Annotated in this window: 1 protein-coding gene (cut by both window edges); it reads right to left on the bottom strand. The window is 66.9% G+C overall.

This entire window lies inside a single protein-coding gene on the bottom strand: locus OG405_RS29065, encoding a non-ribosomal peptide synthase/polyketide synthase (RefSeq protein WP_327149585.1). The 52,035-nt coding sequence extends 16,540 nt beyond the window's left edge and 17,298 nt beyond its right edge, so the window shows coding positions 17,299-35,495 — codons 5,767 (complete) to 11,832 (partial); reading right to left, the first codon wholly in view occupies positions 18,195-18,197. Both codon boundaries (start and stop) fall beyond the window edges.

Genomic DNA, 18,197 nt, shown 5'->3' with positions numbered 1-18,197 from the left:
GCATACGACAGCGGCACCAGCTCCGGTCGCGGACCGGCGACCAGCGGCTGACGCGCGCGCTCCCCGGTGTGTTCGGCCCGCACGGCCAGCGCCGCGACCGTCGGTGCCTCGAACAGGGCACGCACCGGCAAGCTCACGTCGAGTGCCGCGCCGATGCGGGCCGCGACCTGGGTCGCGATCAGCGAGTTACCGCCGAGGGCGAAGAAATCGTCATCCGCGCCGACCCGCTCCACCCCGAGTACCTCGGCGAACGTATTCGCCACGATCTCCTCGATCGGGGTGGACGGCGCCCGGAACACCCGAGCCTCGAACACCGGCGCCGGAAGCGCCCGACGATCGAGTTTGCCACTGGCATTGAGCGGCAGCGCGTCGAGCACCACGAACGCGGCGGGCACCATGTACGAGGGCAACCGGCCCGACAGATGAGTCCGCAGCGCGTCGATGTCGACCACCGCACCGGACGCCGGTACCAGGTAGCCGACGAGCTGATCACCGGTCCGCGCGTCACCGCGCAGGACCACCACGGCCTGCGCGACCTCGGCCACACCGGTCAACGCCGATTCGATCTCACCGAGTTCGATGCGCAGACCACGCAACTTCACCTGGAAATCGGTACGACCCAGATACTCCAACTCCCCTGCGGAGTTCCAGCGCACCAGGTCACCGGTGCGATACATCCGCGCATCGGTCTCGAACGGGTCAGCGACGAACCGATCCGCCGACAAATCCGGACGCGCCACATAACCACGCGCCAACTGCACACCCGCCAAATACAACTCACCCGCAACACCCACCGGCACCGGCCGCAACCGACCATCCAGCACATACACCCGCGTATTGAAAACCGGACCACCGATCGGCACCATCGACGAATCCGCATCCGTCACCTCATGGAAAGTGACATCGACCGCAGCCTCGGTCGGACCATACAAATTGTGCACAGCCGCACCCGTCAACTCCCGCAACCGCTGCGCAGGCCCCGCAGGCAACGCCTCACCCGAAGAGAACACCAACCGCAGCGAACCACACGACACCACACCCGGCTCGGCAGGCAGCGCACCCACGAACACGCTCAACATCGACGGCACAAAATGCGCCACCGACACACCCTCAGCATCGACCACCTCGGCCAAATACCCCGGATCCCGATGACCATCAGGCTTGGCCACCACCAACCTGGCACCCACCTGCAACGGCCAGAAGAACTCCCACACCGACACATCGAACGTCGACGGCGTCTTCTGCAACACCACATCCGCAACCCCGAGCCCATACTCGGACTGCATCCACACCAAACGATTCACAATCGCCCCGTGCGAAACCGCCACACCCTTCGGCCGACCCGTCGAACCCGACGTGAAAATCACATACGCCGTATTCGCAGCCCGCAACGGGCCCACCCGATCAGCATCAGTGACCGGATCCTCCGACAACGCCGAAAGATCGATCTCATCGACCACCACCACCGAACGACCGACCGGAGCGAACCCATCAGCCCGACTGGTCAGCACACACACCGGTGCCGCCGTATCCAGCACATAATCGACCCGCTCGACCGGCTGCTCCAGATCCAACGGCACATACGCACCACCCGCGGTGACGACCGCGTACATCGCCACCACCAGATCCAGCGACCGCCGCATCCCCAACGCCACCGCGACATCCGGACCCACACCCAGCGCAACCAGATGCCGCGCCAAACGATTCACCCGACCCGCGAACTCCGCATAGGACAGACTCGTCCCCTCGAACACCACTGCGGGCGCCGCCGGGGTCCGGACGACCTGATCGGCGAACATTCCGGCCAATGTCGCGGCCGGATCGACCGTCCCGGCCGGCCCGTATCCACCGCGCAGGACAGACGACACCTCGCCCGCGTCCAATAGCGGTAGTTCGCCCAGCGGCCGCTCGGGGGTCTTGACTATGGCCTTCAGCAACCGGACGAATCGCCGGCCGAACTGCGCCACCGTCGCCGGTTCGAACAGATCGGTCGCGTAGGTGAAGGTCGCGGCGATCCCGGCGGCGCCGGTCCGCTCGCTCAAGTCCAGCTGCAGATCGAACTTCGCCGTCTCCAACGGCATATCGACCGCGCTGATCGCCAGTCCGGGCAGCGCCGCGTCTACCCGCGGCGTGTTCTGCAGCGACAACATCACCTGGAACAGTGGATGCCGGGCCTGCGATCGCACCGGATTGAGGATTTCCACCAACCGTTCGAACGGCAGATCGGCATGCCCGAAGGCGGCGATATCGGTACCGCGCACCGAATCCAGCAGCTCGGTGAACCCGGCGCCGGAATCGACCGGCGTCCGCAACACCAACGTGTTCACGAACATACCGATCAGGTCGTCGAGGGCACGTTCACCGCGGCCCGCGATCGGGGTGCCGATCGCGATATCGGTTTCGCCGGACAACCGCGACAGCAGCACCGCGAACGCCGAGTGCACGACCATGAACAGGGTCGCGCCCTCGGCTCGTGCCAGCTCGGTCAGCCCGGCATGGGTCTCCGCGTCGATCTCGAACACCTGCGTCGCGCCCCGGCCCGAGGCCACCGCGGGCCGGGCCCGGTCGGCCGGGAGATCCAGTTGATCCGGAAGCCCGGCCAGCGCCCCCGACCAGTACCCGGCCTGCTCGGCGATCACCGATTCGGGATCGTCCTCCGAGCCCAGTACCTGCCGCTGCCACAGCGCGAAATCGGCGTACTGCACTTCCAGCGGCGACCAGCCGGGAACATCGCCCTCGGTCCGCGCCACATACGCGGTCACCAGATCGCGGAGCAGCGGTGACATCGAGAAACCGTCGCCGGAGATGTGATGAACGACGAAACCGAGCACGTGTTCGGTCGCGTCCACCTGGAACAGCCCGGCGCGGAACGGCACGCGCGTGGTGACGTCGAATCCTGTCGTCACCAGCTCCGCGAGCCGGCCCGGCAGCTCGGCCACCGTCGTCTCGACCGGAGTCAGCTCCGCCGTGACTTCGACCGCCGGCACCACCTGCTGATATGGGGTTCCGTCCACCTCGGGATAGAAGGTCCGCAACGATTCGTGTCGCGCCAGTACATCGGCGACCGCGGCGTGCAACGCGGCCACATCCAGCGCCCCCGACAGCCGCACCGCGACCGGGATATTGTCCACGAACGAATCGGGGTCGAAGCGGTTCAGGAACCACATCCGCTGCTGCGCCAGCGACAGCGGCACCCGCTCGACGACCTCACCCGAGGGCAGGGTCTGCGTCGGACGCGGCTGCGGCACCAGTGGCGCCCGCCCGCCGGCACCGGCGTGCAGACCGGCCCGCGCGGCGAGACCGGCCACGGTGGACGCCTCGAACACCAGCCGCACCGGCAGCGTGGTCTGCAAAGCGGTCCCGAGCCGGGCCACGACCTGGGTCGCGATCAGCGAGTTACCGCCGAGGGCGAAGAAGTCGTCGTCGGCGCCGACCCGATCCACCCCGAGTACCTCGGCGAAGGTCGCCGCAACGATCTCCTCGACCGGAGTGGACGGCGCCCGGAACGCCCGGGCCGCGAACTCCGGCTCGGGCAATGCCCGGCGATCCAGCTTGCCGGAAGCGTTCAGCGGGAAGGCATCGACCACCATGAGCGTCGCCGGAACCATGTAGCCGGGCAGCTGCGCGGCGAGCTCACCGCGCACCCGGTCGGGATCGACCTGCGCGTCGGCCGCGGGCACCGCGTAACCGATGAGCTGGTCGCCGGTGCGCGGGTCGTTGCGCAGGACCACCACGGCCTGGCCCACCTCGGGCAGGGCCGCGAGCGCCGATTCGATCTCACCGAGTTCGATGCGCAGACCACGCAACTTCACCTGGAAATCGGTACGACCCAGATACTCCAACTCCCCTGCGGAGTTCCAGCGCACCAGGTCACCGGTGCGATACATCCGCGCATCGGTCTCGAACGGGTCAGCGACGAACCGATCCGCCGACAAATCCGGACGCGCCACATAACCACGCGCCAACTGCACACCCGCCAAATACAACTCACCCGCAACACCCACCGGCACCGGCCGCAACCGACCATCCAGCACATACACCCGCGTATTGAAAACCGGACCACCGATCGGCACCATCGACGAATCCGCATCCGTCACCTCATGGAAAGTGACATCGACCGCAGCCTCGGTCGGACCATACAAATTGTGCACAGCCGCACCCGTCAACTCCCGCAACCGCTGCGCAGGCCCCGCAGGCAACGCCTCACCCGAAGAGAACACCAACCGCAGCGAACCACACGACACCACACCCGGCTCGGCAGGCAGCGCACCCACGAACACGCTCAACATCGACGGCACAAAATGCGCCACCGACACACCCTCAGCATCGACCACCTCGGCCAAATACCCCGGATCCCGATGACCATCAGGCTTGGCCACCACCAACCTGGCACCCACCTGCAACGGCCAGAAGAACTCCCACACCGACACATCGAACGTCGACGGCGTCTTCTGCAACACCACATCCGCAACCCCGAGCCCATACTCGGACTGCATCCACACCAAACGATTCACAATCGCCCCGTGCGAAACCGCCACACCCTTCGGCCGACCCGTCGAACCCGACGTGAAAATCACATACGCCGTATTCGCAGCCCGCAACGGGCCCACCCGATCAGCATCAGTGACCGGATCCTCCGACAACGCCGAAAGATCGATCTCATCGACCACCACCACCGAACGACCGACCGGAGCGAACCCATCAACCCGACTGGTCAGCACACACACCGGTGCCGCCGTATCCAGCACATAATCGACCCGCTCGACCGGCTGCTCCAGATCCAACGGCACATACGCACCACCCGCGGTGACGACCGCGTACATCGCCACCACCAGATCCAGCGACCGCCGCATCCCCAACGCCACCGCGACATCCGGACCCACACCCAGCGCAACCAGATGCCGCGCCAAACGATTCACCCGACCCGCGAACTCCGCATAGGACAGACTCGTCCCCTCGAACACCACTGCGACCCGATCCGGGTACGCGGCCGCCGTACGGGCGAAACCGTCGAGAAGCAGTTGCGGCGCCACCGAATGATCGGTGGCATTCCACTGCGCCAACACCCGGGTCCGTTCGACCGGGGCGAGGATCTCCAGATCACCCACCGGCACCGACGGATCCGCCACGATCCCACCCAGCACACGCAGGAACCGATCCACGAAACTCTGCGCCGTCGCATGCTCGAACAGATCGCTGGCATAGGTCATATGACCGGCCAGCCCGTTCGGCGCGCCGGTGGTGTCGTAGCTGTCGCCGACCATGAGGTGCAGGTCGTACTGCGAGGACGCGGTATCGATATCGACACCGGAAATCGTCAGACCGGGCAACTCCAGACTCGACATCCCCAGGTTCTGGAACGTCAAGCCCACCTGGAACAGCGGGTGCCGGGCAGTCGAACGCGCCGGGTTGAGGACCTCCACCAGGCGTTCGAACGGTACATCCGCGTTCGCGAACGCCTCGATATCCACCTGCCGCTGCCGCGCCAGCAGATCGGTGAACGACTCACCACGATCCAGCTCGGTCCGGAACACCAGAGTGTTCACGAACATACCGATCAGATCGTCCAACGCCTGCTCACCACGACCCGCCACCGGCGTACCGATGGTGATGTCGTCGGTGCCGGAGAGCCGGGCCAGCAGCACGGCCAGTGCCGAATGCACCACCATGAACAGGGTCGCGCCCTGCTGTTGCGCCAACCGCTGCAACCCCGCATGGATCTCGGCATCGATACCGATCTCCACCCGGCCACCGGCGAAGGACTGCACCGCAGGCCGCGGACGGTCCGCGGGCAGGTCCAGCTGATCCGCAATACCGGCCAGCCGCGACTGCCAATAGGAGACCTGACTCGCGGCCAGCGACTCCGGATCGGCTTCGTCACCCAGCAACGCCCGCTGCCACAACGCGAAATCCGCGTACTGCACATGAAGAGGTGCCCAGCCCGGCGCCCCACCCGCGGCCCGCGCCGCATACGCGGTCATCAGATCCCGCGTCAACGGCGCCACCGAGGAACCGTCACCGGCGATATGGTGCATCACCATCGCCAGCACATGCTCGTCGGCCGCACCGTCGACAGCGAACAGCGCCACCCGCCACGGCACCTCATCGGTCACGTCGAAAGAGGTGGACACGAGGTCGAGCACAGCGGATTCCAGATCCCCGGCGGCGACCGACCGCACGAGGAGTTCCGGTGCCGCGCCGCCGGCCGGGAGGATCACCTGCACCGGGCCCTGCTCAGTTTCCGGGTAGTAGGTGCGCAAGATTTCGTGCCGGTCGACCAGGTCACCGATCGCGGCCCGCAGTGCGAGCACATCCAGCGCGCCGGTCAACCGGATGGCCAGGGGGATGCTGTAGGCGGCGGATTGCTGATCGAAGCGGTTGAGGAACCACATCCGTTGCTGCGCCAACGACAACGGCACCCGATCCGGACGCGGCTGCGGCACCAGCGCCGCACGCCCACCCGAGCCCGCATGCTGTTCGACCCGCACCGCCAAACCGGCCACCGTGGACGCCTCGAACAACGCCCGCACCGGCACCGATGTATCCAGCGCCTTACCCAACCGAGCAGCGACCTGGGTCGCGATCAGCGAGTTACCACCCAGCGCGAAGAAATCATCATCCGCACCGACCCGGTCCGCACCGAGGACCTCCGCGAACGTATTCGCCACGATCTCCTCGATCGGAGTCGACGCCGCCCGGAACTCCCGCGCCTCGAACACCGGCTCCGGCAACGCCTTACGATCGAGTTTCCCGTTCACGGTCAACGGCAACGCATCGAGCTCCACGAACGCCGACGGCACCATATACGACGGCAACCGCTGCCCCAACTCGGACTGGATACGAACCAGATCCAAACCAGCACCCACAGCCGGAACAACGTAGCCGACCAACCGGTCACCGGTCCGCGGATCCGACACCGCCAACACCACAGCCCGCGCAACCTCCGGCAACACCAACAACGCCGCCTCGATCTCACCCAACTCGATCCGGAACCCACGAATCTTCACCTGGAAATCGGAACGACCCAGATACTCCAGCTCCCCCACGGAGTTCCAGCGCACCAAGTCACCCGTGCGATACATCCGCACACCCGGCACAAACGGATCCGCCACAAACCGCTCCGCACTCAACTCCGCACGACCGAAATACCCCACCGCCAACTGAACACCCGCCAAATACAACTCACCCGACACACCATCAGGCACCGGCCGCAAACGACCATCCAACACATACACACGCGAATTCCACTGCGGCACACCGATCGGCACCGACACCACATCCACCGAAGTCACCCGATGAGTCGTCACCGACACCGCAGCCTCGGTCGGACCATACAAATTGAACAACCCAACACCCGGATACTCCGACAACACCCGCCCCGCCGTCACCACCGGCAAAGCCTCACCGATCGCCAACACCCGCCGCAAAGACCCGGACACACCCCCATCCACACCCAACAACGCATCCAACATCGACGGCACCACCGTCAACGTCGTCACACCCTCACCACGCATCAAACCACTCAAATACACCGGATCCCGATGCCCCTCCGGCGACGCGATCACCAACCGACCACCACAAACCACCGCAGCCCAGAACTCCCACACCGACAAATCGAACGTCGCCGCAGTCTTCAACAGAACCGCATCCGTGCCATCCAACCCGAATTCACTGATCAGATACCGCAACTGGTTCACCACCGCCACATGCGGCACCGCCACACCCTTCGGGCGACCCGTCGACCCGGACGTGAAAATCACATACGCCGTATTCGAGGAACGCAACGAGGCGACCCGCTCGCCATCCGACACCGGCGAGCCGTCGAAGGCATCGAGGTCCAGATCGTCGAGCACCACAACCGGCGTATCCGGCCCCGCACCGACACCGAATCCGGTTTCGGAATTCGTCAGCACACAGACCGGTCCCGCGGTGGCCAGGATGTACTCGCTGCGTTCGGCGGCTTGATCGGGATCGACAGGCACATACACACCGCCTGCCACCGACACCGCGTACATCGCGACAACCAGATCCACCGACCGGCGAATCGCCAACGCGACCCGATCCTCCGGGCCGACCCCACGACCGATCAGATACCGCGCCAGACGATTGACCCGCGCACCCAACTGGGCATAGGTCACCTGCGTACCGTCGGCACCCACCAACGCCACCGCAGAACCGTTCGCCGCGACCGAGGCGTCCAACAGTGATACCAGCGTCGCAGCCGAATCCAGCTCCCGGACAGTCGAATTCCGCTCCGCCAGCACCGCCCGCTCGGCGGGCGCCAGGATCTCCAGATCACCCACCGGCACCGACGGATCCGCCACGATCGCGCGCAGCAACCGCACGAACCGACCCGCGAAACCGTCCACGGTCGGCTGGTCGAAGAGCGCGGTGGCATAGGTCAGGTAACCGGCCACGCCTTCGGGGGCGCCCGACGGATCGTATTTGTCACCGACGATCAAGTGCAGATCGAACTGCGAGATCGCGGTATCGAAGTCCACACCCGACACCGTCAGATCGGGCAACCGCAACTCGGTCTGCGCCAGGTTCTGGAACGAGAAGCCCACCTGGAACAGCGGATGCCGCGCGGTCGAACGAACCGGGTTCAGCACCTCCACCAGCCGCTCGAACGGCACATCCGCGTGCGCGAACGCCGCGATATCCACCTCGCGCTGCCGCGCCAGCAGATCCGCGAACGACTCGCCCCGATCCAGCTGCGACCGGAAGACCAGCGTGTTGACGAACATACCGATCAGATCGTCGAGCGCCTGCTCACCACGACCCGCCACCGGTGTACCCACCGTGATGTCATCGACGCCCGACAGCCGCGACAGCAGCACCGCGAATGCCGAATGCACCACCATGAACAAGGTGGCGCCCTGCTGCTGCGCCAACCGCACCAAACCGGCATGGGTCTCGGCGTCGATTTCGACCGCCGCCCGGCCACCGGCGTAGGACTGTACCGCCGGACGCGGCCGATCCGCCGGCAGATCCAGCTGATCCGGCACACCTGCCAGCGCCGACCGCCAATACCCGATCTGCGCGGCCGCCAGCGACAGCGGATCGGACTCCGCACCCAGCAACTCACGTTGCCAGATGCTGTAGTCGGCGTACTGCACCGCCAACGGCGCCCAACCCGGTTCCACACCGGCGGCCCGCGCGGCATACGAGGTCATGATGTCCCGGGTCAACGGCACCATCGACGAACCGTCACCGGAGATGTGGTGTACGACCATCGCCAGCACGAATTCGTCTGCCGCATCATCGATCCGCAGCAGCGTGACCCGCAACGGCACCTCCGCGGTCACATCGAATCCGGTCGCGGCGAGTTCCGAAACGGCCGCGACCACGTCGGCGGCAGCGACCGAGCGAATATCCAACTGCGGTACGGCATCCCCGGCCGAGAGCACCACCTGCACCGGACCGGATTCCGTCTCCGGATACACCGTCCGCAGCACCTCGTGCCGCGCCACCACATCGGAGATCGCGACCCGCAACGCATCCACATCCAGTGCACCGGACAACCGGATCGCCATCGGAATGTGATAAGCCGCCGAATTCTCGTCGAAGCGGTTCAAGAACCACATCCGCTGCTGCGCCAGCGACAGCGGCGCCGCCTGCACGGCCTCACCCGAGGACAGCACCTGCCGCGACCGCGGCTGCGGCACCAGTTCCGCACGCCCCCCCGAACCGGCCTGCTCCTGGATCCGGGCAGCGACGGCGGTCACGGTGGAGGCTTCGAACAGCACCCGCACCGGCACCTGGGTATCGAGTGCTGCGCCCAGGCGCGCCACGACCTGGGTCGCGATCAGCGAGTTACCACCGAGCGCGAAGAAGTCGTCGTCCGCGCCGACCCGGTCCACACCGAGGACATCGGCGAACACGCCGGCCACGATCTCCTCGATCGGAGTGGCCGGGGCCCGGAACTCGCGGGTCTCGAACACCGGCTCCGGCAACGCCTTACGATCCAGCTTGCCGACCGGGGTCAGCGGGATCGAGTCCAGCACCATGATGGCCGACGGCACCATGTAACCGGGCAGCCGATCCTCGACGTACGCGGTGAGTGCCGCGACATCGACCGAATAACCGGTCGCGGCGACGACATACGACACCAGCGAGACCGCGCCCGCGGCGCTCTCGTGCCCGATCGTCACCGCGAAATCGACGGCGGCGTAGGAGGTGAGCGCGTTGTCGATCTCGCCGAGCTCGATGCGGAAACCGCGGACCTTGACCTGGAAATCGGACCGACCCACATATTCGAGCCGGTATTCGATTTCACCGGAGATGAGTTCGCGGGAGGCCCAGCGCACCACGTCACCGGTGCGGTACATACGTTCGCCCGACGCATAGGGGTCGGCTACGAACCGGTCGGCGGTGAGGCCGGGGCGGTCGTGATAACCGCGGGTCACCTGGGTACCGGACACATAGAGTTCGCCCGCCACACCGTCGGGTACCGGCTGCAGCCGGTCGTCGAGCACCAGCGAACGGATACCGCGGTTCGGCCCGCCGATGGTGAGTGCCTCGCCAGCCACCAGCGATTCACCGATATTGACCACGATGGTGGTTTCGGTGGGGCCGTAAACATTGTGGAATGCACGGACCGGGCCGTCCGGGCCACCCAGCGGAACCGCCCACTTCGCCAGCAGCTCGGGCGAATACGCCTCACCACCGACCGCCAACACCCGCAAACTGTCCAAGCCGGTCGGATCGAAGGTGGCCAGCGCCGCCGGGGTGATGAACAGATGGGTCACCTGTTCGTCCCGGATCAGACCGTAGAGCTCGGCACCACCGTAGGTACCCGGGGGCACCACCACCAGCGCGCCACCCGATCCGATCGCCAGCAGCAGCTCCATGATGGAGGCGTCGAAGCTCGGCGAGGAGAAGTGCAGGGTCCGGGTATCGGAGTCCATCCGGTACCGATGCACCTGTTCGGCGCTGAAATTCGCCAGACCGGCATGCGGAACCACCACGCCCTTGGGCACACCGGTGGAACCGGAGGTGTAGATGATGTAGGCGATATTCGCCGGCGTCAGCGGCCGCACCCGGTCCGCGTCGGTCACCGGTTCGGCCGAATGCTCGTCGAGCACCAGCTCGTCGAGCACCAGCCAGTCCACCGTGCCGGGCAGATCCGCCCGCACCCGCGACACCGTCACGCCCATCCGCACACCCGAATCGGCGAGCATATGGGCGATTCGCTCGGCCGGATAGGTCGGGTCGATCGGGACGAACGCCGCACCCGACTTCGTCACCGCCCACTCGGCCAGCACCGAATCCGCCGACCGCGGCACCGCGATCGCCACCAGATCCTCGGCCCCCAGCCCGGCAGCGATCAGCTCCCGCGCCAACCGGTTCGAGTGCTCGTCTGCCTGCCCGTACGTCCACCGCTCACCGGCGAACACCAGAGCCGGCGCCGACGGATCCACCGCCACCGCCGCGGCCAGCAACTCCGGCAACGTGCGGGCCGGTACCGCCGGGCCGCCGGTGCGGGTCAGCGCCGCCGCACGTTCACTTTCGTCCAGGATCTCGACCGCACCCAGCACCACGTCCGGGTCGGCGGCGACCGCGTCGAGCAACCGCTGCCACCGGGTGAGGAGGACCTTCGCGGTGGTTTCGTCGAACAGTTCTGTCGCGTAGTTCAGCGCCAGATCCATCCCGCCCGAGGCGTTCTCGCCCAATGTGAACTGCAGATCGAATCGGGCGACGTCTTCCGCGAGCTCCAGTCCGGACACTTCGAGACCCGCCAGATCCAGCACCGCCTGCTGGGCGTTCTGCAGCGACAGCGCGACCTGGAAGAGCGGATTACGCGCCTGCGACCGCTCCGGCGCCAGCAGATCCACCAGTCGCTCGAACGGCACATCGGCGTGGCCGAACGCATCCAGGTCGGCCTGTTTGGCACGATCCAGTAGTGCGGTGAAGGTTTCGCCCGAACGGACGGATGTCCGCAGTACGAGGGTGTTGACGAACATGCCGACCAGATCGTCGAGCGCCTGCTCACCACGACCCGCGATCGGCGTACCGACGGCGATATCGTCGCTACCGGACATCCGTGCCAGCAGCGCGGCCAGCGCCGCGTGCAGCACCATGAACATCGAGGCACCGCGCCCGCGGGCCAGCTCGTCCAGGGTGCGGGTCAGCTCGGCCGGCAGCTCACTGTGCACCGTCGCGCCGCGCAGCGAGGCCACCGCGGGACGCGGCCGGTCGGTCGGCAACGCCAGCTCGTCGGGCAGATCCGCGAGGGTGCGCTGCCAGAACGCGATCTGCCGCGCCATCGGCGAATCCGGATCGTCCTCGGCACCGAGCACCTGCCGCTGCCACAGCGTGAAGTCGGCGTACTGCACCGCCAGCGGTTCCCAGCTCGGCACACTCCGCTGAGCGCGCGCCGCGTACGCGGTCATCACATCCCGGGCCAGCGGCGCCATCGAGAAACCGTCCGCGGCGATATGGTGCACAACCACAACCAGCACATGCGCGTCCGGTGCGGCTTCGAACAGCCGCATCCGCAGCGGCACCGCGGCGGCCACATCGAAACCGGTGGCCACGAACTCGGTGACCGCCGCCACCACCTCGGCCGCGGCGACCGCGACCGGCTCCAGATCCAGCTCTACCTGCCCGGCGGGCACGATCACCTGCGCCGGGGCACCGTCGACCTCCGGGAAACGGGTGCGCAGCGACTCATGGCGCCACACCACATCGGCCACGGCCGCACGCAGGGCCGCCACATCGAGGTCACCGGAGAGCCGGATCGCCATCGGCAGGTTGTAGGCCACCGACGAGGTGTCGTACTGGTTGAGGAACCACATACGCTGCTGCGCGAACGACAGCGGCACCCGCGCCGGCCGCGGACCCGCTACCAGCGCCGGGCGTGCACTCTCCCCAGCCTGTTCGGCCCGCACGGCCAGCGCCGCGACCGTCGGCGCCTCGAACAGGGCGCGCACCGGCACACTCGCACCCAGCGCGGCGCTGAGCCGCGCCGCGACCTGGGTCGCGACCAGTGAATTACCACCGAGCTCGAAGAAATCGTCGTCCGCGCCGACCTGCTCCACCCCGAGGACGTCGGCGAACGTATTCGCCACGATCTCCTCGATCGGCGTGGACGCCGCGCGGAACACCCGGGCCTCGAACACCGGCTCCGGCAATGCTTTCTGGTCCAGCTTGCCCGAGGCGTTCAGCGGGAACGCCGCCAGCACCACGAACGCCGACGGCACCATGTACGACGGCAGCCGGCCACGCAGCTCGGCGCGCAACTCGTCGGTGTCGATCTCGTCGCCGGTAGCCGGCACCACGTACGCCACCAGATGGTCACCGGTCCGCGCGTGACTGCGCATGACGACCAGCGCCTGGGCGACGCTCGCCAGTTCGGTGAGCGCGTGCTCTATCTCGCCGGGCTCGATCCGCAGACCGTGCAGTTTCACCTGGAAATCGCTGCGGCCCAGGTACTCCAGCTCCCCGTCGGGAGACCACCGGACCACATCGCCGGTGCGGTACATGCGTTCCCCCGCGCGCAACGGGTTCGCGACGAAACGCGTGGTGGTCAGATCGGGGCGGCCCAGATAGCCGTGCGCCAATTGCGCACCACCGATGTAGAGCTCACCCGGAACACCCACCGGAACCGGCCGCACCCGGTCGTCGAGCACATAGGTCTGCGTATTGAAGCCGGGAACACCGATGGGCACCGCGCCGGACTCGACATCGGTCACCTCGTAATTGGTGACGTCGATCGTGGTCTCGGTCGGACCGTACTTGTTGTGCAGGCGCGCGCCGGTGCGTTCCCGCAACCGCTGTGCGATATCACCGGACAGCATTTCCCCGCCGACGACGATATCGCGCAGTCCGGCCCAGGCTCCGGGCTCGGACTCGGTGAGGAACACCGACAGCATCGACGGCACGAACTGCGCCATGGTGACGCCCTCGTCGGCGATCAGCCGGGTGAGATAGACCGCGTCACGATGACCTTCCGAACGTGCGATGACCAGGCGAGCACCCACCTGCAGCGGCAGGAAGAACTCCACCACGGACGGGTCGAAGGTCGCCAGGGTCCGCTGCAGCAGCACATCGTCGGCACCGACACCGTGCCGCGCATGTGCGTTCACCAGGTAATTGACCACTGCCCGATGCGATACCGCGACACCCTTCGGCCGGCCGGTCGATCCCGATGTGAAGATCACGTACGCGGTGTTGTCCGGGCGTAGTGGCCGGTTCCGATCGGCATCGGTGAGCGGGGTGTCCGCGAAATCGGAAAGGTCCAGGTGGTCGATGCGCACCTGATGCTCGATCCCCGGGTCGAGATCTTCCCCGGAGGTGAGTACACAGACCGGCCGCGCAGCATCGACGATGTACTCGAGGCGGTCGAGAGGCTGGTCCGGGTCCAAGGGCACATATGCGCCGCCCGCCGCCACCACCGCGTAGAGACCGGTGAGAAGATCGAAGGATCGGCGCATTCCGAGCGCCACACGGGACTCCGGGCCCACTCCGGCATCGCGCAGCCGGCGCGCCAGTCGGTGTACCCGGCTCGCGAACTCGCCGTAGGACAGACTGGTGCCCTCGAACGTGAGCGCCACCGCCTCGGGGGTCCGGGCGACCTGCGCCTCGAACAACGACACCAGCGTCATGATGGTGTTGCCCGGGGTCTCGGTGAGTGTCGTCTCCACGGGGAACTCCGTGGCATTCCACCGATCCAGTACCAGCGATCGCTCGACGGAATCCATGATCTCGATATCGCCGACCGGGACCTCCGGCTCAGCGACCACAGCACGCAGGATCCGCACGAAACGCCGGCCGAATTCGGCCGTGAACGATTCATCGAAGAGATCTGTGGCGTAGACGATCGCGGCGCCCATACCCGATCCATCGGCAGGCGCGTTGCTCAGCGTGAGCACCAAATCGTACTTCGTGGTCGGCGCTTCCACGTTCAGGTCGGTCATGGTCAGACCCGGCAGTTCCAGGCTCGAATCACCGAGATTCTGGAATGCCAGCATCACCTGGAACAGCGGCTGCCGCGACTGCGACCGCACCGGGTTCAGCACCTCGACCAGCCGTTCGAACGGCACATCGGCATGCGCGAACGCGTGCAGGTCGCGATCGCGCACCTGCGCGAGCAGCTCGGTGAACGGTACGCCCACATCGACCTGAGTGCGCAGCACCAGGGTGTTGACGAACATGCCGACCATATCGTCGAGCACGCGTTCACCGCGTCCGGCGATCGGAATACCGACCGCGATATCGGTGGTTCCGCTGAGCCGGGCGAGCAAGGCGGCGAAACTGCTGTGCAACAGCATGAACAGGGTAGTGCCCTGTGCTTTGGCCAGCTCGTCGAGCGGATCGATCAGTTCGCCGGGCACGACGAACCGGTGCGTCGCCGACTGTTCACTGGCCACCGCGGGACGAGTGCGCGTGGACAATCGGAGTTCGTCGGGTAGCCCGTCGAGCTCCGCGCGCCAGAAGTCGAGCTGGCGGGCGGCCAGCGACGCCGGATCGTCCTCGGAACCGAGGAGTTCGCGCTGCCAGATCGCATAGTCGATGTACTGGACCGGCATCGGCGTCCAGTCCGGAGCCTGACCGGCGGTCCGCGCCGCATAGGCGATCATCAGGTCACGGCTCAGCGGATGCATCGAGAAACCGTCGGCCGCGATATGGTGCACCACTCCGACCAGCACATGGTCGTCGGCGGCCAGGCGATAGACCCGCATCCGCACGGGCGGCTCGACCGTGAGATCGAACCCGAGGCAGACGAACTCGAGAATCGACGCGAGCAGCTCCCCACCGAGCTCGTTCACAGTTCCGGCGCCCGCGGAGACTTCGACTGTCTCCACATCCGGAACCACCTCGGCCGGCGGCAACACCTGCTGGTAGCCGACACCGTCGTACGACGGGTAGACGGTGCGCAGCGATTCGTGCCGAGCGATCACATCGCCGACCGCCTCGATCATCGCCGGCACATCGAGTGCGCCGCGCAGCCGGAGGACCACCGGGATGTTGTCGACCGGCGATTCCGGTTCGAAGCGGTTGAGGAACCATAGGCGCTGCTGTGCCTGCGACAGCGGTGGACGCTCCGGCCGGGGGCGGGGCGCGAGCACCGGACGCCCACCGGCGCCGGCCTGCTGCTCCACCCGGGCTGCCAGGGCGGCCACGGTGGAATCCTCGAACAGCATCCGCACCGGAACCTGAGTGTCGAGCGCGGCGCCGATCCGGGCGGCGACCTGGGTCGCGATCAGCGAATTACCACCGAGCGCGAAGAAATCGTCATCGGCGCCGACCCGTTCGGCGCCGAGCAGCTCGGCGAACACCCCGGCCACGATCTCCTCGATCGGTGTCGAGGCAGCCCGCGCCCCCCCTGATTCGAGCACAGGCGCCGGCAGCGCCCGCCGATCCAGTTTTCCGTTGATGGTCAACGGGATCCGGTCCAGCACCACCAGCGCCGACGGAACCATATAGGACGGCAGCCGCTGTGCCGCGCCCTCACGGACGGCGTCCGGATCGGTTTCGGCTCCGGTCTCCGGGACCACATAGCCGACGATCCGGTGATCGCCCGGCTTGTCCTCACGGACGATCACAGCGGCCTGCGCGACACCCGGCTGCGCGAGCACCGCGGCTTCTATCTCACCGAGCTCGATCCGGAATCCGCGCACCTTGACCTGGTCGTCGGCGCGGCCCAGATACTCGAGTTCGCCGGAGCGGTTCCAGCGGGCGAGGTCGCCGGAACGGTACAGACGGGCGCCGGGTTCGCCCAGCGGGTCGGCGACGAAACGTGCCGCCGTCAGATCCGGGCGGCCCCGGTAACCGCGCGACAGTTGCACACCGGAGACGTACAGTTCACCCGCGACACCCACGGGCACCGGCCGCAACCGATTGTCCAGCACATAGGTTTTCAGGCCGGCCAGCGCGCGGCCCACCACGCTGCCGGCCGCACCGGCGATCGTGGCCGCGTCGAGGGCGCGGTAGGACACATGCACCGTGGTCTCGGTGATGCCGTACATGTTCACCAGCAGCGGCGAGGCGGTTTCCCGGCCGTCGACCACCTGGGTACGTCCGGCCGTACCGTCACCGTGCCGTTCGACCCAGTCGGCGAGCCGGCGCAATTCCAGTGCCTCACCGCCGAACACCACATAGCGCAGCGCCAGCGGACGGTCGTCGGCCGCGATGCGATCGGCCTCGGCCAGCTGATAGAACGCCGACGGAGTCTGGTTCAACACCGTGACCCGTTCGGCGCGCAGCAGTTCCAGGAATTGCTGCGGCGAACGCGAGACGTAGTAGTCGACGACCACGAGGGTGCCGCCGAACAGCAGCGGTCCCCACAGCTCCCACACCGAGAAATCGAAGGCATAGGAGTGGAACAGTGTCCACACATCGTCGGCGCCGAAACCGAATTCGCGTTCGGTATTGGCGAACAACCGCACCACGTTCCGATGAGGCACCGCGACGCCCTTGGGGCGGCCGGTGGAACCGGAGGTGTAGATAACGTAGGCGGTGTTGTCCGGCCGCAGCGGCGCGAGCCGATCGGCGTCGGTGATCGGACCGTCGTCGGCGTCCTCGATATCGCCGGCTTCCACCGCGTAACCGTCCACCGCGACCCACGAGATACCGGCGGGAAGTCGCACCGGCACAGTGGAGTCGAGCACCACGGTCGCCGGATCGGCGTCACCGAGCACATACGCGAGGCGTTCGGCCGGCGAATCCGGATCCACCGGTACATAGCCGGCGCCCGATTTGATCACCGCGAGCAACGCGACCACCAGATCCAGCGAACGCGGCAGCAGAACCGCGACCAGACTCTCGGGCCCGGCGCCTTCGGCGATCAACCGCCGGGCCAGCACATTCGCCCGGCGATCCAACTCGGCGTAGCTGAGCCGATCGTCGCCGAACTTCACCGCGGTCCGCTGTGGATGCTCGCGGGCCGCCACCTCGAACAGGCTTGCCAGGGTGGCGCTCTCGGGCCGATCGACCGCCTGTCCGTCGACGCTGAACACACCCGCGGCCGCGTCGGCGCCGGTACCCGTCCAGCGCCGCACTACATCGGTGCGCTCGGATTCACCGAGCAGATCGATATCGCCGACCGCGACACCCGGATCCCGGGCGATCGCACGCAGGATCCGAACCAGTCGCTCGGCGAAGCCGGCCACCGTCTCCGGATCGAACAGGTCGGTGGCATACGCCCACTGCATGAGCAGGCTGCCGTCGGTGGCACTGTCCGTGCCGACCGT

The sequence above is a fragment of the Nocardia sp. NBC_01329 genome (assembly GCF_035956715.1).
In the GTDB taxonomy this organism is placed as follows: domain Bacteria; phylum Actinomycetota; class Actinomycetes; order Mycobacteriales; family Mycobacteriaceae; genus Nocardia.
This window is presented reverse-complemented; position numbering and strand designations above follow the sequence as displayed.